24 protein-coding genes are annotated in these 25,200 nt (G+C 41.5%); all 24 read right to left on the reverse strand.

Features of this window, described 5'->3' with window-relative positions; genetic code table 11:
- Positions 1-4: 4 nt before the first annotated feature.
- Complete coding sequence (gene hslV / locus LQ203_RS11280; protein WP_230158109.1) at positions 5-532, reverse strand: HslVU peptidase proteolytic subunit; 528 nt, start codon at positions 530-532, stop codon at positions 5-7.
- A 20-nt stretch (positions 533-552) separates the two neighbouring features.
- Positions 553-1,455, reverse strand: coding sequence for a tyrosine recombinase XerC (xerC, locus tag LQ203_RS11285; protein ID WP_230158110.1), 903 nt, complete (start codon positions 1,453-1,455; stop codon positions 553-555).
- A 59-nt stretch (positions 1,456-1,514) separates the two neighbouring features.
- Positions 1,515-2,822 carry an FADH(2)-oxidizing methylenetetrahydrofolate--tRNA-(uracil(54)-C(5))-methyltransferase TrmFO gene (gene trmFO, locus LQ203_RS11290; protein ID WP_230158111.1) on the reverse strand — a complete coding sequence of 436 codons (1,308 nt, stop codon included), beginning with the start codon at positions 2,820-2,822 and terminating at the stop codon, positions 1,515-1,517.
- Positions 2,823-3,247: 425 nt separating this feature from the next.
- Complete coding sequence (topA, locus tag LQ203_RS11295; RefSeq protein ID WP_230158112.1) at positions 3,248-5,323, reverse strand: type I DNA topoisomerase; 2,076 nt, start codon at positions 5,321-5,323, stop codon at positions 3,248-3,250.
- 265 nt (positions 5,324-5,588) lie between these two features.
- Positions 5,589-6,455 (reverse strand): DNA-processing protein DprA, encoded by an 867-nt coding sequence (gene dprA / locus LQ203_RS11300; protein WP_230158113.1) that lies wholly within the window; start codon positions 6,453-6,455, stop codon positions 5,589-5,591.
- 128 nt (positions 6,456-6,583) lie between these two features.
- Positions 6,584-7,486: a succinate--CoA ligase subunit alpha gene (gene sucD / locus LQ203_RS11305; RefSeq protein ID WP_230158115.1), complete on the reverse strand. Its 903-nt coding sequence runs from the start codon at positions 7,484-7,486 to the stop codon at positions 6,584-6,586.
- A gap of 18 nt (positions 7,487-7,504) precedes the next feature.
- A complete protein-coding gene (gene sucC, locus LQ203_RS11310) occupies positions 7,505-8,665 on the reverse strand; it encodes an ADP-forming succinate--CoA ligase subunit beta (RefSeq protein WP_061462395.1) in 1,161 nt (386 codons plus the stop codon).
- A gap of 481 nt (positions 8,666-9,146) precedes the next feature.
- Positions 9,147-9,419 carry an EscU/YscU/HrcU family type III secretion system export apparatus switch protein gene (locus tag LQ203_RS11315; protein ID WP_230158117.1) on the reverse strand — a complete coding sequence of 91 codons (273 nt, stop codon included), beginning with the start codon at positions 9,417-9,419 and terminating at the stop codon, positions 9,147-9,149.
- Positions 9,416-11,338 (reverse strand): hypothetical protein, encoded by a 1,923-nt coding sequence (locus LQ203_RS11320; protein WP_230158119.1) that lies wholly within the window; start codon positions 11,336-11,338, stop codon positions 9,416-9,418. Before LQ203_RS11320 ends, LQ203_RS11315 begins: the two co-directional genes overlap by 4 nt.
- 13 nt (positions 11,339-11,351) lie before the next feature.
- Positions 11,352-12,137, reverse strand: a complete 786-nt coding sequence (locus LQ203_RS11325) for a ribonuclease HII (protein WP_290370575.1) — start codon at positions 12,135-12,137, stop codon at positions 11,352-11,354.
- Between the two features lie 182 nt (positions 12,138-12,319).
- A complete protein-coding gene (gene ylqF, locus LQ203_RS11330; RefSeq protein ID WP_230158123.1) occupies positions 12,320-13,192 on the reverse strand; it encodes a ribosome biogenesis GTPase YlqF in 873 nt (290 codons plus the stop codon).
- A gap of 17 nt (positions 13,193-13,209) precedes the next feature.
- Positions 13,210-13,770: a signal peptidase I gene (lepB, locus tag LQ203_RS11335; protein ID WP_230158125.1), complete on the reverse strand. Its 561-nt coding sequence runs from the start codon at positions 13,768-13,770 to the stop codon at positions 13,210-13,212.
- Between the two features lie 219 nt (positions 13,771-13,989).
- Positions 13,990-14,337 (reverse strand): 50S ribosomal protein L19, encoded by a 348-nt coding sequence (gene rplS, locus LQ203_RS11340; RefSeq protein ID WP_034313702.1) that lies wholly within the window; start codon positions 14,335-14,337, stop codon positions 13,990-13,992.
- A gap of 130 nt (positions 14,338-14,467) precedes the next feature.
- Complete coding sequence (gene trmD, locus LQ203_RS11345; RefSeq protein ID WP_230158274.1) at positions 14,468-15,202, reverse strand: tRNA (guanosine(37)-N1)-methyltransferase TrmD; 735 nt, start codon at positions 15,200-15,202, stop codon at positions 14,468-14,470.
- On the reverse strand, positions 15,202-15,720 hold the full coding sequence (gene rimM / locus LQ203_RS11350) for a ribosome maturation factor RimM (RefSeq protein WP_230158127.1): 519 nt from the start codon (positions 15,718-15,720) through the stop codon (positions 15,202-15,204). The genes trmD and rimM overlap by 1 nt, the downstream gene beginning before the upstream one ends.
- A 10-nt stretch (positions 15,721-15,730) precedes the next feature.
- Positions 15,731-16,117, reverse strand: a complete 387-nt coding sequence (locus tag LQ203_RS11355; protein ID WP_230158129.1) for a YlqD family protein — start codon at positions 16,115-16,117, stop codon at positions 15,731-15,733.
- Between the two features lie 225 nt (positions 16,118-16,342).
- Complete coding sequence (locus tag LQ203_RS11360; protein ID WP_230158131.1) at positions 16,343-16,573, reverse strand: KH domain-containing protein; 231 nt, start codon at positions 16,571-16,573, stop codon at positions 16,343-16,345.
- Between the two features lie 13 nt (positions 16,574-16,586).
- Positions 16,587-16,859 carry a 30S ribosomal protein S16 gene (gene rpsP / locus LQ203_RS11365; protein ID WP_034313715.1) on the reverse strand — a complete coding sequence of 91 codons (273 nt, stop codon included), beginning with the start codon at positions 16,857-16,859 and terminating at the stop codon, positions 16,587-16,589.
- A 153-nt stretch (positions 16,860-17,012) separates the two neighbouring features.
- Positions 17,013-18,353, reverse strand: coding sequence for a signal recognition particle protein (gene ffh, locus LQ203_RS11370; RefSeq protein WP_230158133.1), 1,341 nt, complete (start codon positions 18,351-18,353; stop codon positions 17,013-17,015).
- Positions 18,354-18,364: 11 nt separating this feature from the next.
- Positions 18,365-18,697 (reverse strand): putative DNA-binding protein, encoded by a 333-nt coding sequence (locus tag LQ203_RS11375; RefSeq protein ID WP_061462382.1) that lies wholly within the window; start codon positions 18,695-18,697, stop codon positions 18,365-18,367.
- A 591-nt stretch (positions 18,698-19,288) separates the two neighbouring features.
- Positions 19,289-20,305: a signal recognition particle-docking protein FtsY gene (gene ftsY, locus LQ203_RS11380; protein WP_230158136.1), complete on the reverse strand. Its 1,017-nt coding sequence runs from the start codon at positions 20,303-20,305 to the stop codon at positions 19,289-19,291.
- A gap of 26 nt (positions 20,306-20,331) precedes the next feature.
- Positions 20,332-23,895 (reverse strand): chromosome segregation protein SMC, encoded by a 3,564-nt coding sequence (gene smc, locus LQ203_RS11385; protein ID WP_230158138.1) that lies wholly within the window; start codon positions 23,893-23,895, stop codon positions 20,332-20,334.
- A gap of 20 nt (positions 23,896-23,915) precedes the next feature.
- On the reverse strand, positions 23,916-24,659 hold the full coding sequence (gene rnc / locus LQ203_RS11390; protein ID WP_230158284.1) for a ribonuclease III: 744 nt from the start codon (positions 24,657-24,659) through the stop codon (positions 23,916-23,918).
- A 265-nt stretch (positions 24,660-24,924) separates the two neighbouring features.
- Complete coding sequence (locus LQ203_RS11395) at positions 24,925-25,158, reverse strand: acyl carrier protein (RefSeq protein ID WP_034313729.1); 234 nt, start codon at positions 25,156-25,158, stop codon at positions 24,925-24,927.
- Between the last annotated feature and the right edge of the window lie 42 nt (positions 25,159-25,200).

The following is a 25,200-nucleotide window of genomic DNA, read 5'->3' on the forward strand; positions in this document are numbered from 1 at the left end:
CTCCTTACAACTCTTCCACGATTATATTCGTATTCGTAAATACACAAATTTCCGCTGCAATTTGTAAAGATGATTGGGCGATTTCCTTTGCAGATAAATGCTCACTGGAAAATCGCATTAACGCCCTGCCCGCAGCCAGTGCATAATTTCCGCCTGATCCTATGGCTAGAATCCCGTCATCCGGTTCAATTACTTCCCCGGTACCAGAAACGAGCAGCAAATGGTTCTTATCCATGACGACTAACATGGCTTCCAGCTTTCTAAGTACATTGTCACTTCTCCATTGCTTTGCCATTTCGACGGCAGCGCGCTGAAGATTGCCATTATACTCTTCAAGTTTAGCTTCAAACATCTCAAATAATGTGAATGCGTCTGCAACTGAACCTGCAAAACCTGCAAGGACATTACCATTAAAGATCTTTCTTACTTTCCTTGCTGTATGCTTCATCACTACTGAATTTCCTAAAGTAACCTGCCCATCACCGGACATGGCACATTCACCTTTATGATGCACTGCAAATATCGTTGTCATAAAGTGTCCCCTTTCAACATTTAAGCCCGCGGATGTGTTGCATTGTAGACTTTTTTTAATTGGTCTTTTGTAACATGCGTATACACTTGCGTTGATGAAATTTTAGAATGACCAAGCAATTCCTGAACCGTACGAATGTCCGCCCCATTATTCAATAGGTGTGTGGCAAAGGAATGCCGTAGCATATGGGGATGAAGACTTCCATCTGCGGCTGACTTTTTAATCAATTCATTCAATATATAGCGAACTCCCCTAGGTGTCAGAGGGTCTCCACGAAAGTTAACAAATAAATAAACATGCGCCTTGGCGTCAGACGAAGTCATTTCCATCCTGGCTGTACGTATGTATAAATCTATCGCTTCTTGAGCATATCCACCAACCGGAACGTAGCGATCTTTTTTCCCTTTTCCATGGACCAGTACTGTACCTAAGGAAAGATCGATATCCTGCAGTTTAATCTCACAACATTCACTTACGCGAATGCCTGTAGCATACAGTAATTCCAGTAATGCATTGTCCCTTATTCCTATCGGTGAATCTTTCTTTATCGAAGAAAATAGCTGTTGCATTTCCTTCTCATAAAGAAAACGTGGCAGTCTTTGATCCTTTTTAGGTAAAGAAACAAGAGAAAAAGGATTATCCTTCACATCACCTTCACGTAGTAAAAATTTATAAAAGCTCCGCAAGCAAGAAGTCTTTCTTGCTACCGTGCGCTTAGAAAGTTTTTTCTCATATAAATTCGTTAAAAACAACCGGACATCAAAATATTCAACTGACGTGATGTCGGTAATTCCCTGCTCATTTAGGAACAGGAAAAATTCAAGAATATCACGTCTGTAATTTTCAATGGTGTAATGTGAACTGTTTTTTTCAATTTGTAAATATTCAATGAAGGATGATAATGCCTTTTTTTGATTAATCATGGAAACACCTCGCAAAGGCTTATAAATAGTATCATACTTTAAAACTACAGGCAAATATTTTACAAATTTTTCACAAAGTTCTGAATTGTGTCCAAAGCGCGTTTAGCATGCGTTTCGTTCCGTTCTTTTTTGGATTTGATCCTCACTTCTAGGTCTGGAAGCAGTCCAAAGTTGGCATTCATCGGCTGAAAGCTCTTTCCGTTTGTCGACGTTATGTACCTTGCCATGCTGCCCATTGTCGTCTCCGCAGGGAAAACGGTAGGCTCCAGTCCTTGGACGATCCTTGCAGCATTGATCCCCGCCACAAGTCCAGATGCCGCTGATTCAACATACCCTTCAACACCAGTCATCTGACCTGCAAAGAATAAATCATCACGATTTTTGAATTGGTACGTTGGCTTCAGAACGTTAGGAGAGTTTATGAAAGTATTGCGATGCATAACTCCATAACGAACGATTTCCGCATTTTCCAATCCCGGTATGAGCTGCAATACTTCTTTTTGCGGTCCCCATTTTAAATGTGTCTGAAAACCAACAATGTTGTAAAGGGTTCCCGCTGCATCATCTTGACGCAATTGAACAACAGCGAAAGGACGTTTTCCCGTTTTCGGATCTTCTAAGCCAACAGGCTTCAATGGACCAAATAACATCGTTTTCTTTCCACGAGATGCCATCACTTCAATTGGCATACATCCTTCAAAAAAGATTTCTTTTTCAAATTCCTTAAGTGGGACTGTTTCAGCTGCAATCAATGCTTCATAAAAGCGGTCAAACTCCTCCTCCGTCATCGGACAGTTCAAATAAGCCGCTTCCCCTTTATCATAACGGGATTTTAAATATACCTTATCCATGTTGATGCTGTCTTTTTCAAGAATTGGAGCGGCAGCATCATAGAAATATAAGTATTCTTCATCCATGATTTGCTTTAAGCTGTCAGAGAGAGACTGACTTGTAAGCGGACCTGTTGCAATGATCGTAGGACCATCGGGAATTTCCGTCACTTCTTCATTAATCACTGTTACATTGGGATGATTTTTAACCCTTTCCGTTACGAGACCGGCGAATTCATGTCGATCGACAGCTAACGCACCTCCGGCTGGCACAGCACAAGCATCTGCTGAGGACATGATGACGGAATCCAGAATTCGCATTTCTTCTTTTAATACACCAACAGCATTTGTTAATGTATTAGCCCGAAGTGAATTGGAACAAACAAGTTCAGCGAATTTATCGGTATGATGGGCTGGCGTTTGTTTTACCGGACGCATTTCATATAGATCGACTTTAATTCCTCTTTTAGCTAACTGCCATGCCGCTTCACTTCCAGCTAGCCCAGCACCGATTACACTTACTTTTGTTTCTTTCATTTTTTGAACCTCCATGTATAGATATGATAAGACAGGATCTTTTATCATTAAAATTGCATTCACAAAAGTTTCATTTTTAACGATATCTATGTATTTATACCCAAAATGCCCATTCCTGCTAACGATAATTATAAAACATATGCCACAAATCCGGCCTCTTCCTGCACCACGTCTTTCCTATAAAGGATAACGGACACAAAGAGGAATTATAACTTTAATAGAATACACTTGTCCACTGAATTTTACATCACTTGACTTAAATAAAAAAGTTTCAAGCATTATCCTTTTTTTTCTTAGAAGTAAATCCACATGTTATCATGATATCATACTTCCCTGAACATAAAGAAACTCGGCATCTGCCGAGTTTCTTTATCTTTAGAGTTTTACAATTGCATATTAGGAAAGTAACGATTTTCCGATCTTTTCTATGCTTGAGGCGTTTCTTTAAAATCACATTCCATACACTGGACTTGCACACCTTTTTTGAGTTTTTTCTCAACAAGTGTACCTTCACATTTTGGACAGCTCCGTGGCAGGGGTTTGTCCCAAGAAATAAAGTCACATCCAGGGTAGGTATCACACCCGTAAAATAGGCGGCGTTTTTTACTTTTCCTTTCAATGATGTTTCCTTCTTTACATTTCGGACATTTCACACCGATTTCTTTAACGATTGGTTTTGTGTTACGGCAATCCGGGAAATTACTGCATGCCATAAATTTTCCATATCGCCCCATCTTAAAGACCATCTCATGTCCGCATTCTGTGCAATCTTCCCCTGCAGGCTCATCTTTGATTTCAATTTTCTCCATCTCGACTTCGGCTTTAGCCAAATGAACCGCAAATTCTTTATAAAATTCATCGATGACCTTAATCCATTCGATGCTGCCTTCTTCGACGCTATCAAATTCCTGTTCCATCTTAGCAGTGAACTCTGCATCAATAATATCCGGGAAAAATTCACGTATCAATTCAAGAACAATCTCACCAAGCTCTGTAGGGATAAATCGTTTATTATCCAAGGTTACATAGCCTCGTTTTTGAATCGTATCCAAAGTAGGAGCATATGTAGAAGGCCGACCTATGCCCAGTTCCTCCATGGTTTTGACTAGACGTGCTTCCGTATAGCGGGGCGGAGGCTGTGTGAAATGCTGTTTCGGCTCGACATCTTTAGAAAATAATTGATCACCTTTTTTTACATCCGGAAGAGCATTTTCCTTTTCTTCCACTGAGTCATCGGATCCTTCAACATACACCTTCATGAAACCAGGAAATTTAACTTTAGAACCATTGGCCCTGAAAATGACATCCCCGTTATGAAGGTCGATACTCATTGTATCCATGACCGCCGAAGACATTTGACTGGAAACGAACCGTTCCCAGATCAATTTATATAAACGGAATTGATCTCTCGACAAGAACTCCTTGACTACACCAGGTTCACGTAAGGTGCTAGTTGGTCTAACCGCTTCATGGGCGTCCTGAGCATTAGTCTGTTTTTTCTCTTTGCGCTGTTCAACCTGAACATAATCTTTACCATAGCTATTTTGAATGAAGGTATGGGCTTCCTGTTTCGCAATGTCGGAAATCCGGGTCGAATCCGTTCTCATATAGGTGATTAACCCGACTGTCCCCTCTTTCCCAAGCTCGATTCCTTCATATAGCTGCTGGGCAAGCATCATGGTTTTCTTTGCACGGAAATTCAATTTTCGAGCAGCTTCTTGCTGCAAGGAAGAAGTGGTAAAAGGTGCAGCTGGATTACGCTTTCTTTCTTTTTTAGCCACAGCTCCTATAGTGAATTCCCCGCCATTTAAAGAAGCGAGTACTTTTTTGACGTCATCTTCCGTATTTAATTCTTTCCGCTCGCCACCCAGGCTGAAAAAGGAACCTTCAAACTGTTCTTTTCCTTTTACAAAATCCGCCTTGATTGTCCAATACTCTTCCGGGTTAAAATCTTTGATTTCTTTCTCGCGGTCAATGATCATCTTGACAGCAACCGATTGGACCCGTCCGGCGCTTAAGCCTTTTTTTACTTTTTTCCACAAAAGAGGGCTGATATTGTAGCCGACCAAACGATCCAAGATCCTTCTTGCCTGTTGTGCATCAACCAATTTCATATTTATTGGTCTCGGTGATTTAAAAGATTCTTTGATCGCCTCTTTCGTGATCTCATTGAATACCACACGGCAATCTGAATTAATGTCGACGTCGAGACTGTGGGCCAAATGCCAGGCAATGGCTTCACCTTCTCTGTCGGGGTCAGCTGCGAGATAGATTTTTTTCGCTTTTTTTGCAGCGGTTTTCAATTCTTTTAAAACCGGGCCTTTGCCGCGGATCGTTATATATTTAGGTTCATATTCATGTTCAGTATCGACACCCATTTGACTTTTAGGCAAATCGCGTACATGTCCCATGGAAGCCTTTACTTTATATTTTTTTCCCAAGTAACGTTCTATCGTTTTCGCCTTTGCGGGCGATTCCACAATCACTAAGTATTCTGACATCCAATAAATCCTCCTCAAAGAGGTAATATAAATCTTCACTATTATTAATCATTCAAAAATCATTTGTCAACACCTCTTTACTTTTCAAGACATGCTGATAATTTATTTATAAGTATTTTGACAAGAGGTGCCATTTGCAAAATTTATAACAGTTTTACATTTTTTTCAACCTTTTTGTCTCATATTTCAACCATTCATCTGAAAAATATACCTTTATTTACTATTTTTCCGTTTGATTTTCCGTCTATCTTCTATATTATACCGCTCAAAATTCTTCCTCAATCTGCTTATAACTCAAAACAAGTTTGGCTCCTTCAGAAATCAATTGATTGGTCCCTTGTGATTCTGGGCTTGTTACATTCCCAGGAAGCGCAAATACCTCCCTGCCATGATCCAAAGCAGCTTGTGCCGTAATAAGGGAACCGCTTTTCTCTTTTGCCTCGACCACGAATACTCCCCGTGATAATCCACTGATGATTCGATTCCTAATCGGAAACATCCAAGGTTCCGCTCTCATTTCCGGAAGGGTCTCAGATATAAGTAATCCTTTTTTGATGATTTCTTCAGCTAAGGGAATATTGGCCTTTGGATATATTTGCATAAGCCCGCCCCCTAAAACCCCAATCGTATCTCCGCCTTCACCCAAAGTGATCTTATGAGCCTCTGCATCGACTCCAGCCGCTACTCCACTGATGATGACGAATTTTTTCTGTACGAGAGGTGATAAAATCGTTTTTAAGGCCTCCAGTCCATACGAGGTTGGCTTACGGGTTCCGACAACACCTAGCGTATTCATCTTCGTTAGGAGCTTCTTATCGCCTTTTAAATAAAGAACCCACGGAGGATCGAATATCTGTCTCAGCAAAAAAGGGTAATCCTCATCAAGGATGGTCAAACAATGAATCTGGCTATCTTCATATCGTTTAAGCTTATCGATCGTATTGAGTGAATGTAAATCTTTGAGAAAGAGGTTGAGCTTATTTGTAGGGATGGAGAGCATTTTTGCCCATTCATGGCGTTTTGTTGTGAAAAGGGAAGAAAGGGATGGGTCATTGGATATGATTGTTTGGATAGCTTTCCACCCAGCTCCGCGGCAATGATGAAGGTGGATTAATTTTTCTTTTTTATTCAATGGAAACGCCCCTAGTCGGATTTTTTTTAAGAAGGTGGATTATGCTGGTTTGTGAGATAGAAATGTGATACTGAGGAGATTGGAGTGAAATAAAGGCCGACCTAAAAATAGGTCGGCCGAACTATGAATCAATGAGTTTTACAAGGTTCGTAAATTTCTTTTTCTTTCAGGACGGAGATCAATGTTTCACCCATTACGGATGGGGTCTCGGCAACTTTAATTCCACACTCGTTCATAACGCGGATTTTCTCGTCAGCCGTACCTTTTCCTCCTGAGATGATTGCACCAGCATGTCCCATACGTTTACCAGCTGGAGCTGTACGGCCGCCAATGAAACCAACAACTGGCTTCGTCATATTTTCTTTCACCCAGATTGCTGCTTCTTCTTCTGCAGTGCCGCCTATTTCCCCGATCATGATCACAGCATGTGTTTCCGGATCTTCATTGAACGCTTTCAGTACATCAATGAAGTCCGTTCCGTTAACGGGATCCCCACCGATTCCGACTGCGGTAGATTGCCCGATGCCCGCTTGCGATAATTGATGAACGGCTTCGTACGTTAAGGTTCCAGAACGAGAAACTACACCTACATGGCCTTTTTTATGGATATATCCTGGCATGATACCAATTTTACATTCTTCCGGGCTAATGACACCAGGGCAGTTCGGTCCGATCAAGCGAGTTTTTTTACCTTCCATGTATCGCTTCACCTTGACCATATCAAGGACAGGAATATGTTCCGTGATACAAATTACAAGATCAAGTTCTGCGTCAACTGCTTCCAAAATCGCATCTGCAGCAAATGGAGCCGGTACGTAGATAACCGATGCATTCGCCCCGGTTTCAGTGACGGCTTCGGAAACTGTATTGTATACAGGTACCCCTTCCACTTCTGTTCCACCTTTACCCGGAGTAACTCCGCCAACGATCTTCGTGCCATATTCCAACATTTGTTTTGTATGAAATAATGCTGTTGAGCCAGTGATTCCCTGAACGATCACTTTCGTATCTTTATTAATATAAACGCTCATTATGTTCCCCCCTGCCTATTATCCTACAAGTGATACTATTTTTTGTGCGCCATCTGCCATTGATTCAGCAGCCGTAATATTTAAACCTGACTCTTTTAGAATCTTTTTACCAAGGTCCACATTCGTTCCTTCAAGACGAACAACAAGAGGGACATCCAGGCCAAGCTCTTTAGCAGCAGCTACGACGCCTGTCGCGATGATGTCACATTTCATGATTCCTCCGAAGATGTTAACGAAAATGCCTTTAACATTTTGATCGGATAAAATGATTTTGAAAGCTTCTTTTACTTTTTCTTCTGTTGCGCCGCCCCCAACGTCAAGGAAGTTAGCCGGGTCTCCCATATAATGCTTAATGATGTCCATCGTTGCCATAGCAAGTCCTGCACCATTAACCATGCATCCGATATTTCCGTCTAGCGATATGTAACTAAGGCCATGTTTCGATGCTTCAATCTCTTTGGCATCCTCTTCATCTAAATCACGGTACTCCGCGATGTCTTTATGGCGGTAAATGGCATTATCATCGAAATTCAATTTAGCATCAAGTGCCATTACATTGCCATCGCCCGTTACCACTAATGGGTTGATTTCAGCAATTGAGCAATCTTTCTCAACGAAAGCCGTATATAAGTTAACCATAAGCTTGGAAGCTTTATTGATAAGTGAAGCAGGAATATTGATATTGAAAGCAATCCTTCTTGCTTGGAAGCCAGTCAGGCCGACAACCGGATCGATTACTTCTTTGAAAATTTTCTCTGGTGTCTTTTCAGCCACTTCTTCAATTTCCGTTCCGCCTTCTTCAGAAGCCATCAATACGACACTGTTTGTAGCACGGTCCAGGACCAGCCCGATATAATATTCTTTCGTAATGTCGCAGCCTTCTTCAATAAGTAAACGCTTAACTTCCTTGCCTGCAGGTCCTGTTTGATGGGTAACCAGCGTTTTACCGAGAATCTCTTCTGCATATGTACGCGCTTCATCAAGATTTTTCGCTACCTTAACTCCGCCGGCTTTCCCGCGGCCGCCCGCATGAATTTGAGCTTTGACGACAACAACTTCCGTACCTAACTCCTTCGCTGCTTCCACTGCTTCATCAACAGTAAAGGCAACCCGGCCATTTGGAACGGATACCCCGTATTGTCGCAATATCTCTTTCCCCTGATACTCATGGATATTCATTTCCCATCCTCCTTATCTACTAAAAAACAACTTTGAGATTTAATACGTGTTTTCTCTACCATATTACAACAAAATTCTCCTTCGTGCATAATTTTCTTTATCATAATTTTAAAAATATTATTATAATATACTTCCATACCCTGATGTAAAATGGAAAAAACCTTCCTTACCGTTGGGTTTTTTTCTTATTAAAATCATTTATTTTGGCTCTGAAATTCTATTACAAAAAAAGTAATTTAGTCTAGCAAACCACTTCTATGAAAGCCTTTTCATCGCATTAACTCTGAGATTCTTTATGAAAAATTACAGTTATCCTTGTCTTGATTCAAAGGAAAGGCAAAAGGACAAAGCCATGGCCTTGTCCTTTTGCAAATAATTTAGTATTTTTTTAATATAATGAAAAACCGTTGGAGATTTCCCTATTATTCTACATAAACCAACATGAATTCATTTAGTGAAATCACTTGGATAAATTAGGATCCTACCATTTCATATCCTTGTCAACCTTATAAATGAATGCAAAAACCTCCGCTACAGCTCCATACAATTCTTCCGGAATCGTTTGATTAATATCCAATTGACCTAGCAGTGCAGCAAGCGATTCGTCCTTTTGGACCGGTATATCCAGTTTCATGGCCTTTTCCAGAATATTTTCAGACGTTTTTCCTTTCCCCTTGGCCAAGATTACGGGAGCATTGGATGTCTTTTGATCATACTTTAAGGCAATCGCTTCTTTTCGTTTGTCATTTTTCATATTCGAATATCCACTCCACTATATGAACCCGTTTCTGAAAATGGAATGGATTTCAACACTTTGTTCCCATCTTTTTCATTCTTCGGATTAACAAATGAAACCCCGGACAATCTGTAATCCATTTTTTCCAGATTCTCTCCCAACAGGTCAAGATAATGATCAGCCATCTCTTTAATCGCTGCACCATGCTCATTAATGACCGTCACTTTTATGATTCGATTTTGAACTTGCATATCGATGACCGTCTCTTTTATTCGTTCCAATTCTAAATAGAACAGGACCCGACAGTAATCCGGGTCTATTTTACCTTCTTTTGTTTTTCTTCCGCTCCATTGTAAAGTAAGATCCGTTTGGGAAGTCCCCAGATTGAGAGGTAGTGTTAGGAGCAAATTCTGAACCGGCCCATTTTCCTGTGAAAGGATCTGTTGAGCTGTAATCCGATTTAGAATGTGTTCTGCTATCTCCTTTACCGATGCAGGAGTTTGCTCATTCAGCAGTTTAAGAAGCAGAGGTTTAAGTGTTTCCAAATCTTTCGAGATATCCGTCGAATCAACTCCAGACTGATTAAGGATTGCATGTTCCAGCTGCAGGCCAAGTATCTTGGTCCACTCTTTAAGTTGATGTGCAGCTGATGCCCCATTTGTGAAATCGATCGTTTGAAACTCAGTTTCCAATACATATGCAAGGACCAGTTTCTCATTATTCTTAACGGACAAGGCCTCTGGATGCCGTTTAAGCGATTGAATGAGCAGTTCAGCCACCTTACCCTTCGCCTCAGCAACCTGCTCTGTATCCGTATTCAAATACCCTAGAATCTCATTCACTTCCTTATTGCTTTCCAGTCCTTTGCTTCTGGCACTTGCTTCGGTAAACGTACTCTCTATTAAACGAACGGCAAGAGGTGATATTTTTTCAGCAGATATGTTTTTTAGCTGATTCGGTTTGATATCGGTTGGCATTTTTGCCCCTTCATGTTCAAGACCATTCAATAAGCGATTTACATTCATTTCGACCTTTTCAACTTTTCCCCATGCTCCATTTTTTCCTTCTGAAAGTAAATGCAAACCTTGGTGTAATTTATCGATCACTGAATCCTCAGGAAATCCGGACCTTGCCTCCGCTCCATCAATTAAATTCTCAAAAAAGACAGCTTCAGTCGTTCCCTTCGGTATGAAACCCGTCTGTTGAAGCAGAGAAAATGCCCCTGATTTCATTTCGGGTGTTGAATCGGAGTCCAGCCAAGCGGTCACAAGTTTTTGCAAACCGTTTTGTTGAAGTTGGTTCTGTTTAGCAACATGTAATGAGTCCAATACGCTTATAAGCTTGTCGGCCGTATTCGTTTTCGTACTCCCATCCTGCAACTGTTGATGGAGGTCACTGAGCAATTTATGGAATGGTTCGCCTTTGGTCTGTTCAAATAATGCTTCAAATACATTTTTTACAAAAGGCAATTGCTGAACGAACATTGTTTTTATGATAGGCAGCCCAGATTCTGCCGTATCAACAGCTTTTAGCCATTGCAAAGCCGACTGAAAAGTTTCCTTTGTAATCGGGAGACGATTCTTAAGGAGGTATTCGGCAAGCTTAGCTGCTGCCGGTTCGGGCGTCATGCCGAGATGAGCGATCAATTGTGCAGCCATTCCCTTCACACTGGTATAGTTCACATTCGGAGACTCGAACGTTTTTAACACGACCTTCCCCTCATTTGGGTGCTGGACTTGAAACCAATACCTTTCACCTGCCCGAAGCGGGATATCGAGAGTGGCAATCATTTTTTGTTGGCCAATCTGAACTTCTGCCGCCTGGTTAGGAAAAACCTTATTCACCTTCCCAAAAAGGATTTGTCCGCTTTTCAAACTCACAGTTCCATGCATTTCAATGGGTGAAAGTACGGGGTGACCGCTCGTTATGGTTAGCATCACTCATCCTCCCTTATTCTTTCGTTCGTGCAGCGATTTCCTTAACTGGTGCAAAACTTCTTCTATGCCAAGGTGTAAGACCATGCTTGTCAAGTGCTTCTATATGTTGGCTTGTCCCGTATCCCATGTGCTTTTCGAACCCGTATTCCGGATATTTCACCCCATAATCCTTCATCATCCTGTCACGAGTCACTTTCGCTATAATGGAGGCCGCAGAAATGGAAATGCTTCTTGCGTCCCCCTTTATGAGCGAAAGCTGCGGCATGGGCACATCAAGTTCCATCGCATCAATCAGCAAATGATCCGGAAGTTCTGACAGATCGTTCACAGCCGCTATCATTGCCTTTTTCGTAGCCTGATATATATTAATGTCATCGATTACTTCGCTATGTACAATACCCACCCCGATGGATATGGCTTCCTTACAGATCCTCTCATAAAACTGTTCCCTTTTTAACTCTGGAATCTTTTTAGAATCATTCAGTCCTGGCAAATAGAAAGTTTCCGGCAAGATGACTGCACTCGTCACAACTGGTCCTGCCAGCGGTCCTCTCCCTACTTCATCGATACCAGCAAGAATGGAATACCCCTGTTTTCGCAGTTGCCGTTCAAACTCCGTCATCTCCATGAAAGTATTCTTTACTTGTTGCTCTTTATCATAGGCTCTTTGCCATTTTCTTACTAAATCGGCTACGCCCTTCCGCCCGTCCTCCCGGCATTCTAGTAAAAATAAATCATCAGGCTCTTTTATTGTCATTAACTTTGAAGAGATTTCTTTTATGCTCATTGCAGTTTTCATCATTTATCACCCATCATATTAATTATCGGCAGTCTTGCTTCTTTTCTACAGTTCAAACAAAAATACGGAGCGGAAAAGAGACATCAAAAAGGAAAAACATTTTTGATATCCAACTCCAGCTCCGTATCAATCCACTCACTGATTGTCTTCAAATAATCAGGTCAGTGTGCTCTTACATAAAGTTATTCGGGTAAATGATCCTCTTCATAGTCCTTAGGTATCTCAAACGTTAGCGGACCCATCTTTTCTGAACGGATTTCACGTACGACCAACTCTGCGGTTTTATCGTAATCAATGAACCCTCCAGATGCTAAACAGCCCCTGAACTTACCGACCCTATCGAAAAGTTCGAGCGTTTCTTGAGGAATTGTATCCAGGTTATAACGCGATTTCAATCTATCCGGATATTCTTTTTCCAAGAAGCGAAGTCCATATAAGGATACTTCGTGCAAATTTAAAATCGTATCCTTGATCGCTCCCGTCAATGCAAGCTTCAAGCCTACTTCCTGATCTTCGAATTTAGGCCAGAGAATTCCCGGCGTGTCAAGCAGCTCCAATTCCTTACCAACTTTTATCCATTGCTGCGCTTTCGTGACACCAGGGGTATTGCCTGTTTTAGCAATGTTCTTTTTAGCAAGCCGATTGATCAATGTTGATTTCCCTACGTTGGGAATACCGACTATCATGGCACGGATCGCTCGCGGCTTGATTCCTCTTGATTCCATCCGGTCATACTTCTCTTTTAAAAGTTTTTTTGAAGCCGCTGTGATCTGATTTAAACCGTTCCCTGCCTGAGAGTTAATCGCAATTGCCGTTTTCCCCTGTGATTTATAATACTCAAGCCACATATTCGTTTTTACCGGATCAGACATATCTGCTTTATTCAAAAGGATGACCCTCGGTTTATGCTGTATGATTTCATCGATCATCGGATTTCGTGAAGATGCCGGAAGCCTGGCATCCACAAGTTCAAAGATGATGTCGATCAGTTTTAATTTCTCTGTTACTTCCCGTCTCGCTTTGGCCATATGGCCAGGGAACCACTGTATTGTCAATGGAATCCACCTTCCTACTATTCCGCCAATCGAAAGTCTTCAATTGGCCAATAAACTAATTTAGTTTTTCCTAACACTTTATCGTAAGGAACGACACCAACGCCAATATGGCGGCTGTCCTTACTAAAACGGCGATTATCCCCTAAGACAAATAGGTGGCCTTCGGGTACCGTTTCTTGTTCAATGACATCACTTAATGTAAAAGGCTCCGTCAATGCACCGCCATCAATCAATTGCTTTTTATATTTATCCAAGTATGGCTCAGCATATGCTTTCCCATTCACGTAAAGAGTATCATCTTTATATTCCACTTTCTCACCTGGCAATCCGATGACCCGCTTTATGTAATCCTTGCCTTCAGGAGCTTCAAAAACGATAATGTCGAATCTTTTCGGTTCACCAATGGAATAGGAGATTTTATTAACGATCATGCGGTCCGTATCCTTTAATGTCGGCATCATGGAATTACCGTCCACAACAATAGGAGCCAGGAGGAAATAACGAATCAATGTCGCAGCTATAACCGCGATTATGACCGCCTTTGTCCATTCCCACAATTCATTTTTCTTTTTCGCCATCCTTACCCACCCTTTTAGAAGCATATCAACAATTATTTTAACATGTTGCGGGCGCTATAGCGAGCAGGATTCTATATGGTTTTCACCCTATGGGTGCATTCATGGTTTATTCAAGTGCAAAAAGGGAGCCTGATAAACAAGCTCCCTTTTTTGCATGATACTGTTTGGTTATTCACCTTATGTGGATCATGGTAAATCCGCATGTAGATATTCGAAGAATTAACGACGAATTTCTTTAATACGAGCTTTTTTACCACGAAGTTCGCGTAGGTAATAAAGTTTCGCACGACGTACTTTACCGTGACGGATAACTTCTAGTTTCGCAATTTTTGGTGTGTGAACAGGGAAAGCACGTTCTACTCCAACGCCGTAAGAGATCTTACGTACTGTGAAAGTTTCACTAACTCCGCCGCCACGACGTTTGATTACAACGCCTTCAAACAACTGGATACGTTCGCGAGTTCCTTCAATAACCTTTACGTGTACACGTACTGTGTCACCAGGTCTGAATGATGGAAGATCTGAGCGAAGTTGTTCTTTTGTGATTTCGTTAATAAGATTTTGCATCGATTTCAACTCCTCCTGGACGCTCTTGCAAATACTAATTGTTTGCAGCGGAACATCGTTATAAGACTGAGCATTTTGCCCAAGTCACAAGGTATATCCTATCATACTATAAACGCCGATGCAATAGACATCAGTCTTCTTTTTTAATCTCGGACAATAATTTTTTTTCAATATCCGATAGTTCATAACTCTCAAGCAAATCAGGACGTCGCATCAACGTTCTGCGCAGGGATTCCTTCATCCGCCATTCATCGATTTTTTTATGATTCCCGGATATCAGCGGATCGGGAACTTTCATTCCCCGGAAATCTGCAGGTCTAGTATAATGGGGATGTTCTAACAAACCAGAAGAATAGGAATCAAGAATCGGGGAGTCAACATTTCCTAGAACGCCAGGAAGCAAGCGGACAACACTGTCAATAATGACCATTGCTCCCAATTCCCCGCCTGTAAGCACAAAGTCACCAATCGAAATTTCATCCGTTACGACATGCTGCCGGATGCGTTCATCATACCCTTCATAATGTCCGCAAATGAAAACAAGATGCTCTTCCTTTGCAAACTCTTCTGCTTTTTTCTGCGTATAACGCTCTCCCTGAGGACAAAGAAGGACTACCCTTGGGGTTTGCTCTGCTTGCCCTTTAAGAGCTTCTACAGCATCAAAAATCGGTTGAGCTTTCAACACCATTCCGGCACCGCCGCCATATGGATAATCGTCCACCGTCGAATGCTTATTATCTGCATAATCTCGAAAATTGGTCACCTTATAGCTGACAGCCTGCTTTTCTGCAGCCTTTTTTAAGATTGACGAGCCAAAAACCCCATCGAACATTTCTGGAAAAAGCGAAAGTACATCGATTTTCATCAATCTAAAAGTCCCTCCATAGGTGTTATGATGACCTTTTTAGCGGAAATATCGACTTCTTTTACAATTTGATCAATATACGGAATCAAAATATCCTTACTGCCAGCTTTCTTAATGACCCAAACATCATTTGCACCCGGTGTCAGAACCTCAATGATTTCCCCAACTTCCATACCTTCATCCGTAAATACCGAACAGCCGATGATTTCATGGAAGTAGAACTCACCTTCATCCAATTTACCAAGCTGTGCTCCTTTGATTTTCAGGACCCCATTTCTAAAAGCTTCGACCTGCCCGACATTATAATAGTTCTCGAACGTCAATAGATTAAAGTTTTTATGGGTACGATGCGACCTGATGATAAGCGGCAAAGGCATTTTCTCCGTATCCCTAAACAAATAAAGGGTATTTCCCACTTTGTACCGTTTTTCCGGAAAGTCTGTTGAAGAAATAACACGGACTTCTCCTAAAAGACCATGGGTGTTGACAATTTTACCTACATTAAACCATTTTTCCATTCTTTCACCTCTAACGAATTTCCGAGACGATTCCATCTTTAATGACAATTGTTTTCGTTGCCATAATTTCGTCCCAATCTGCCCCGATTTCCACATCAATGATACTTTGAACTTCCCGTTCCTTCAATTCACTTCCGGTGGGAAGGATCTCCAACTGCTCCATTTGAAATTCAAGCAGTTTAATCTTTTCTTGCCTCTGGTTTATTTCTTTTTCGAAATGAGCACGGAGACTGGCAGGCTGGAGATTTCTTGTTTTTTCAAGTTTTTTCAGTTCAAAACGGAGCTGTTCACTCTCTTTTTGAAGCTGAAGGCGTTTTGACTTGTACTTCTCGAGGAGCTGATTCTTGCTGGATTCCGTTAATACTTGGTTAACGATTACATTTTGGAGAATTTTCATTCCAGCACCTCCTATTATCTATGATTTCTTATTTCCTTCAAAAAATATGTATGATAGGGTAATCTTTTTGAAAAATGAGGGTCATTCTCTTAAGTATAACGTAAATCGGTAAAAGATGCGTCTTAAAAAGGCGTAAAGTTTAAACTCCAGGTCATATTCGATTAGGATCAGAGGAAGAATTTCACTTTCTTGAAGTGCAAAAAAAAGGAGGGGTATTAGCCCTCCTTATTCGGAAATCTCCAAATAGATTTTCTTCTGCTGTGAAGATCCTGCTGCATATACCACAGTCCGAATCGCCTTAGCAACACGCCCTTGCTTACCGATGACCTTGCCCATGTCCTCTTTATGAACGGAGAGGATATAAACAACTCGGTCGGACTCTTCCTTAGAGGTCACGATGACCTCTTCCGGATAATCCACAAGTGCTGAAACAATCGTTTCAATTAGTGCTTTCATCAACTACCGTCGATTACTTGCTGTTTTTTGCAACATGGAATTTTTCCATGATGCCTTGTGTTGAGAATAAGTTACGAACTGTATCAGATGGTTTAGCTCCATCTTGTAACCATTTAAGAGCAAGCTCTTCGTTGATTTCAACTTTAGCTGGTTGAGTCACCGGGTTATAAGTTCCTACCACTTCAATGTAACGTCCGTCACGTGGTGAACGAGAATCTGCAACTACAATACGATAGAAAGGAGATTTTTTAGCTCCCATACGTTTTAAGCGAATTTTTACTGCCATTTTAAATAAGCACCTCCGAATAGTTTCACACAAGATAGTATAATATCAAATGTCTTGTATGTTTGTAAAGGTTTTTTTCTTAACAGGGGGAAAAAGTGTTGAAATACATGGTTTCACCCTGCATTTCCGCCTCATTTCGACCTGAAATAAACCTTACATGAACGGGAATTTGAATCCCTTTTTCTTCCCTTTTTGCATGTTTGTAACCTGTTTCATCATCTTTTTCATTTCTTCGAATTGCTTAAGTAAACGGTTCACTTCTTGAATCGATCTGCCGCTTCCTTTGGCGATCCGTTTTTTGCGGGATGCATTCATGGTTTCTGGATGTTCCTTTTCCTGCGTTGTCATCGAACGGATGATAGCTTCAACATGACCGATCTGTTTCTCATCGATTTGAAGGTTATCCATCCCTTTCATTTTGTTCGCACCGGGAATCATTTTCAGAATATCATCAAGCGGCCCCATATTTCGCACCTGTCCAAGTTGCTCAAGGAAATCATCAAAGGTAAAAGTCGCTGTCCGCATCTTTTTCTCTAATTCTTTCGCTTTTTCTTCATCGACATTAGCCTGTGCTTTTTCGATAAGGGTCAATACATCACCCATACCAAGAATCCTTGACGCCATCCGTTCTGGATGGAAGGCTTCAAGTGCATCCAATTTTTCTCCCATACCGACGAATTTAATCGGCGTGTTGGTGACTGAGCGTATCGAAAGTGCCGCACCACCACGTGTATCCCCATCAAGTTTCGTTAATACGACCCCAGTCAGGCCAAGCTGCTCATTAAAGCTTTGGGCTACATTGACCGCATCTTGACCTGTCATCGCATCGACAACCAGGAAGATTTCATCCGGTTTTGTCAATTCTTTGATATCCTTGAGTTCGCCCATCAAGTTTTCATCAACATGAAGGCGTCCTGCGGTATCAATCAACACATAATCATGATGTTCTTCCTTTGCCTTTTCAATCGCCTGTTTGGCAATTTCAACAGGACTGACCTGGTCACCCAAGGAAAAAACAGGCATGCTTAATTGTTTGCCAAGTGTTTCAAGCTGCTTAATCGCCGCCGGACGGTAAATATCAGCCGCAACGAGCAATGGCTTGCGGTTGTATTTTTTTCTAAGAAGATTGGCGAGCTTTCCGGTGGTCGTCGTTTTACCTGCCCCTTGAAGTCCTACCATCATAATGACAGTCGGTGGTTTCGAGGCAACGGCAATCTTGCTCTGTTCGCCGCCCATCAGCTCCGTCAATTCTTCCTTAACTACTTTAATTACCTGTTGACCGGGGGTTAAGCTTTTCAGCACTTCCTGACCTACCGAACGTTCACTAACACGCTTTACAAATTCCTTCACGACTTTAAAGTTAACGTCCGCTTCAAGCAGGGCCAATCGAACTTCACGCATCATTTCTTTAACGTCAGCTTCGTTGACCTTCCCTTTTCCACGGATCTTTTGCATCGTGCTCTGCAGTCGGTCGGCCAATCCTTCAAATGCCATATTGCCGCCTCCTAATCCAACTTCTCAAGCGTCGTGATTGCGTCAAGCAGCTTCTCTTTCGAAAAGGAATCCTTTTCTATGAGTCCCTTCATATTCGCAATCCATTGGTTACGCTCTTGAAATTTTTGAAATAACAATAGCTTTGCTTCGTATTCCTCAAGCATCGCTTCTGTTCTTTTTATATTATCATAGACTGCCTGCCTACTCACTTCGTATTCATCGGCAATCTCCCCAAGAGAGTAATCATCCAGATAGTAGAGGGACATGTAGCTCTGCTGCTTCTCTGTTAACAACGATTGGTAAAAGTCATACAAATAGTTAATCCGCGTTGTCTTTTCAAGCATATTAGCAAGCCTCCCTGCTGTTAAGTGAAAACCCTTTACAAGTTTATATTGTATAGCCTAGTTTATTTGATGTCAAGTTAAACTCCTTACCACATCTTTATAAAACATATTTTTTTCTATTTCCCGCTTCAAGGAGGCGTTTCAACCGCTCATCCTCCTATGTTGCGGTATCTTAACGGATGGCGATTCAACATCATTCTTCTGTCCCAATTCGGTACCCCGCATGTCTTGTGTGCCGCTATTTACACAGATATATCGTTTCTTGATGGTTTTGGTGTACGACTCCTTTTTTAAGGATTCCAGCCAATTGTGTCTTAATCCCATGCAGTCAAATTGCCGGGTTGTGGAATCCTATATAAAAGCAGGAAGGCAGGTAAAGAGCCATTGGCTTTTGTTTTGTTTTTTGTCTGCCATGGTATGTAAATGTAAATCATTGAATGCCTGAGCTTCTTCTTCCCGCTCCATGACACATTCCTTTGATCTGATGATTAATTAGGTCTTTTGCGCCCTTATTCTTCGGAAAAGGGCGAAGTGAATCATAAACAAAAAAACCAGAAGAGAAAAACCTCTTCCGGCTTATAAAATGATCAATTAGAGCTGTTCTTTATCAATGATATCAGCAAAGAGGCCGTATACATATTTCTCAGCATCGAATTCCTGAAGATCGTCCATTTTTTCACCAAGTCCTACAAATTTCACGGGAATGGCCAGCTCATTGCGAATTGCCAAAACAATTCCACCTTTTGCCGTGCCATCAAGTTTTGTTAAAACAATACCAGACACATTGGTCGCTTCCTTGAATGTCTTGGCTTGAATAAGGGCATTTTGTCCGGTTGTTGCATCAAGAGCAAGCAACACTTCATGTGGTGCACCAGGTATTTCACGTTCAATTACACGTTTCACCTTTTCCAGTTCCTTCATTAAATTCACTTTATTTTGTAAACGGCCCGCTGTATCACAAATCAAGATATCCGCTTTACGTGCCTTAGCTGCCTGAATGGCATCAAACATGACCGCGGCAGGATCAGAACCTTCTCCTTGCTTGATTACACTAACACCAACACGTTCTCCCCATACCTCGAGCTGTTCAATTGCTCCTGCACGGAATGTATCACCTGCTGCTAATACAACCGACTTACCTTCAGCCTTAAATTTATGAGCAAGTTTACCAATTGTCGTTGTTTTACCTACCCCATTCACTCCGACAAACAGAATGACAGTTAAACCATCTTCTTGTATGTTAAGGCTTGATGTCTCTTTAGCATCACCTTGATAGATTTCGACAAGTTTTTCGGAAATGACGGATTGCACTTCTCTCGTATCAGAGATATTGCGAAGTTTGACTTCCATTTTTAATTGGTCGATCAATTCCATCACGGTATCAAAGCCAACGTCAGCCTGAATCAGTATTTCTTCAAGTTCTTCAAAGAAGTCCTCATCCACTTTCCGGTAACGGGCAACAAGTTCATTAACCCTTCCAGTAAATGAATTCCTCGTCTTTGTCAAACCTTGCTTAAATTTTTCCCCTATGGTTACTTCCACTTCTACATCTTTTACCTTTTCTTCCTGGGTCGTAAATTTCTCTTTTAGCTTTTTGAAAAAACTCATTGTCCCACTTCCTCTAATTCATGAATTTAAACTTCCATAAAGTCTTCTGATTCTTCCATTCGGACGGAAACAAGTTTGGAGACGCCTGACTCCTGCATTGTAATGCCATATAGGACATCAGCCTCTTCCATCGTACCTTTACGGTGAGTAATCACGATAAACTGCGTTTCCTTGCTGAACTTCTTTAAAAATTGGCTGAACCGGACGACATTCGCCTCATCAAGTGCAGCCTCTACTTCATCAAGGATGCAAAAAGGCACAGGCCGCACTTTTAAAATGGAGAATAAAAGGGCAATCGCGGTCAATGCCCGTTCTCCCCCGGATAAGAGACTTAAATTCTGCAGTTTTTTCCCAGGAGGCTGCGCAATGATATCCACCCCTGTATTAAGTAAATCATCAGGATTCGTCAGTTTCAGCTCCGCTCTGCCTCCACCAAATAAAGCTTTGAAGACCTGTTCGAATTCTTCACGGATCGAATAGAAGGTATCCGCAAAGCGCCGCTTCATTTCATCATCCATTTCATCGATCACTTGGAATAATGTATCTTTCGCCTGTTGAAGGTCTTCCTTTTGACTTAGAAGGAAGTCATAACGTTCAGATACACGTGCGTATTCATCAATTGCACCTATATTTACCGTCCCTAATTCCTCGATGGCAAGCTTGATGAGCTTCACCCTTTTTTGTGCTTCTTCTACAGGCATCATCATTGGATACTGCTCCTTAGCTCCTTCAAATGATAGCGTGTATTCTTCTCGCAAGTGGTCGAGACGGTTTTCCAGTTCGACATCCAATCGAGTTACTTTCACTTCTTCATCCTTAATCACTTCAACAATGCCTTTATATAGCCGATTTTCTTCTTTTAAAGCCAGTTCTAGTGTTTCAACTTGTGTTTGAAGCTCGTTTTTTTCCTGTTTCTTTATGGCAATTCCTTCAATTGCTTCATTCTTATCGAGCAACTTCTGCTGAGCCATATCTTCAAGCGTCTCTTCCCCGCTTGAACTGTCTGTCATTTCATTAGTCAGTAGCCCCAAATCATCTTTATTCTCACGGAGCCTGCTTTTTTCCTTTGAAAGATCCGTTTCTATACGTTCCATCTTTTCTTTTTGGTTTTGTAGCTGCCCACGTTTTGAGGCCAGCGTTACCCTCAGTTCATTCGCTTCTTCAGCAAGGCTCTCTTTTGAGGATTGTTGGGATTGCTTTTGTTCCGTCATGTCGGAAATCAACTGGTCAAGCCCCTCAATTTCCGTTTTACATGATTCCAAAAGTTCTTCCAACTCTTTAAGTCTTGCCGTCTTTTGCTGTTGTTCTTCTAAATATGAATTTTTATCCAAATCATAAAGATGCAGCCTATCATTCACATTTCTTTCCTGGAGTTCCACTTCGCGAAGTTCACCCTTCAGGGTTTGTTCTTGCAATCGAAGGCTCTCCCCTGTTTTTCTCGTTTGTTCAAGCGTTTGCTCTTGAACACCGACATCCACTTTAAGCTGTTTGACCTGTTTTTCCAGCTGGTTCGTTTTCGCTTCCATGTCTTTAAGTTTTTGATTGAGTTCTTCCAATTCCGTTTTCCTCGAAAGCAGGGAGGTCGTTTTTTGCTTTAACGCTCCTCCAGTCATTGAACCACCCGGATTGACGATATCCCCTTCAAGTGTTACGAAACGAAAGCGGTGCTGCATCATTTTCGCCAGGTCATTTGCACCCTTTAAATCTGTGGTAATTATGACGGTTCCGAGCAGGTTTTCCGCAATCGCTGCATGTTTATCATCATATTGGATCAAGGATGAGCCGGTCCCGACAAAAGCGGAATGGCTTTTGAGCATCGATAATTGGCTCGCTGAAATCTCTCTTGCCTTAATGACTGATAAAGGCAAGAACGTCGCACGCCCATACCTATTTTTCTTCAAGAAGGAAATGGCTTCTCGAGCATGCTCTTCGCGTTCCACAACCACATGCTGCATCGCTCCGCCCAGAGCTGTTTCGATGGCCGTTTCATATTCCTTTGGAACCTTTATCAATTCTGCAACTGCCCCCTCAATGCCTCGAAGGGTTTCTTTCGCTTTTAAAACTTCTTTAACACCTTGAAAAAAGCCTGCATAATCCTCTTCCATTTCTTCAAGAAGTTCTTTACGTGATTTTGCCTGTTGAAGGAATTGATAGGCCTTATATAGGGTGGTTTCTTGTTTTTGATACGTATCTTTTGCCGCATTCAGTTTGTTCTGCTGATTTCTGAAAAAAGAAACATGCTCTTCCAGCTGCTTGGTCACATTGTCCATCTGAGCAGAGTATTCCATTTTTTTTGCGGTGATATCCATTCTTTCCGTTAGGAACTTTTCATTTTCCATATCGAGTTTAGCATTTCTATGCTCCTGCTGTGTAAGCTGCTGAAGCAGGTATTGTTTTTCGTTCTTTGCCGTTGCCTGCTTGTTCAACCACTCGATATAATCACTCTTTTTCACTTCTATCATGGCTTCGATATCGCTATTGAATAGGCCTAGGCTTTTTTGTTTTTCATGTAATACTTCCTGCAGCCCTTTTACTTCCGAGTGCAGCGCATTCAGGATTTCAGTTTCTTTTTCCTTTTGTAGAGACAAACGCTCGACCGCCGCCTCACCTTCCACAATCGCTTTTTCAAGCTGTGACTTGTTTTGGGCAGCATTTTTTTTCCGTTCTTTCAGTACTTCTTTACGACCTTCAAGCTTTTCAAGTTCTTCACTGGCATTCAGGAGAATTTCCTGCAGTCCATTGATTGAAGTCTCAAGTGTGACAAGATTATCCCGAAGCTTTTTGAGATGCGCTTCCTTCTCATGAAGCTTTCCTGCCATTTGCTGTTCCATTTCTTTATGTTTTTCAAGTTTCTGGGACAGATTTTCCCATTTTTCATAAAGTTCTTCGATCTCAAAAACGGTCAAAGCAACTTCTATTTGTTCAAGCTCTTCTTTCTTTTCCAAAAATTCCTTGGCGAGGGAAGACTGAATTTTTAACGGTTCCACCTGTCCCTCCAATTCATGGAGGATATCATGGACACGGTTTAAGTTATCCTGTGTTTCCGTCAGCTTTGATTCCGCTTTTCGTTTTCTTGTTTTATATTTTAAGACACCGGCTGCTTCTTCAAAGATCACACGTCTTTCTTCTGCCTTACTGCTTAGGATTTCTTCCACTTTCCCTTGGCTGATGATGGAAAACGCTTCACGTCCAAGACCAGAGTCCATGAACAGGTCTATGATGTCTTTCAGACGGCAACCTTGATTATTAATGAAAAATTCACTTTCTCCCGAGCGATATACCCGTCTAGTCACACTAACTTCATGAAAATCTATCGGCAGGGAATTCGTTTCGTTGTCAAGGGTCAATGATACTTCTGCAAAATTCAACGCTTTCCTCGTGTCACTTCCCGAAAAGATGATATCTTCCATTTTTGATCCTCGCAGCGATTTCGCAGACTGCTCACCAAGTACCCATCGGACTGCATCGGTCACATTACTTTTACCGCTTCCGTTTGGTCCAACCACTGCCGTGACACCAGGTACAAAATCAATCGAAATTTTTTCTGCGAAAGATTTAAATCCTACAACGTCCAAGCGTTTGAGGAACATGACCTTTCCTCCTCTACTGTTCAACTATCTTGTTGATTTTTTTCTTTTAAAACGATTAATGCATGCTCGGCAGCATGCTGCTCCGCTTCTTTTTTCGATTTTCCTATACCAGAGCCCAGTTCTTCCCCATTCAATGAGACAGTCGAAACAAACTCTCGATTATGGGCTGGCCCTTTTTCCTGCAAGATTTTATATTGGAGAACACCGATAGCATCACGCTGAATCAGCTCTTGAAGCTGGCTCTTATAATCCATCACATGAGAAAAAGCACCCTCGTCTATCTTAGGAAATACAATATTCTTCAAAAACTGCACAACTGGCTCTAATCCTTGGTCAAGGTACAAAGCCCCAATATAGGCTTCAAATACATCGGCAAGCATGGCAGGCCGTTCTCTTCCGCCTGTCATTTCTTCCCCTTTTCCAAGTAATACGTATTCTCCGTAAGAAAGGCTATTGGCAAAAGCAACTAGTGAAGGCTCGCACACAATGGCGGCCCTTAGTTTAGTAAGTTCACCTTCGCTCATCATCGGATATTTTTGATACAAGTATTTAGAGATGGTCAGTTCAAGTACAGCGTCTCCCAAGAATTCAAGCCTTTCGTTATCTTCATAAGGCTTACGGCGATGCTCATTCACATAAGATGAATGTGTAAAAGCTTGTTTCAATAAATTTTCATCCTGAAAATGAAAACCCAGACTTTCTTGCAATTGTTTAAATTTATTTTCCTTGATTGATGGTTTACGATTATTTCCGTTCCTACGCATCACAAAAAACCCTCCACAACGGTTCAAAAAGCATATTTTTCCAAAATATAAAAAGAAACCTGGCAGGAATTCCTGTCAAGCTTTCCTATGTACCATCATACATTATTATCCGTTTAAAGAAAACTAACCGGCAAAAGACTGACAGCCAACGGAGCTTACCAGGGCGCATACTCATACCCTTATTTCTGCCGCTGCTTCAAACTTCTTCAAGTATAAGAGAAAGCCCCGTTTTAAAAACGGAGCTTTTAGTCAAATGACAAATTCATTACATAGTGCTTTGTATGTAATTCACAGCATCACCTACTGTGGCGATTTTTTCAGCGTCATCGTCCGAAATTTCCATATCAAACTCGTCTTCGAATTCCATGACTAGTTCGACTACATCTAGGGAATCGGCACCAAGATCTTCTTTGAAAGAAGCTTCAAGTTTCACTTCTGACTCTTCTACATTCAAACGATCTACAACGATTTTTGTAACTCTTTCTAATACATCTGCCAATTTGTTCACCTCCCCTCAAAACATTATAAATTAATTTTGAAA

The sequence above is a fragment of the Peribacillus sp. Bi96 genome, assembly GCF_918698115.1.
GTDB lineage: Bacteria > Bacillota > Bacilli > Bacillales > DSM-1321 > Peribacillus.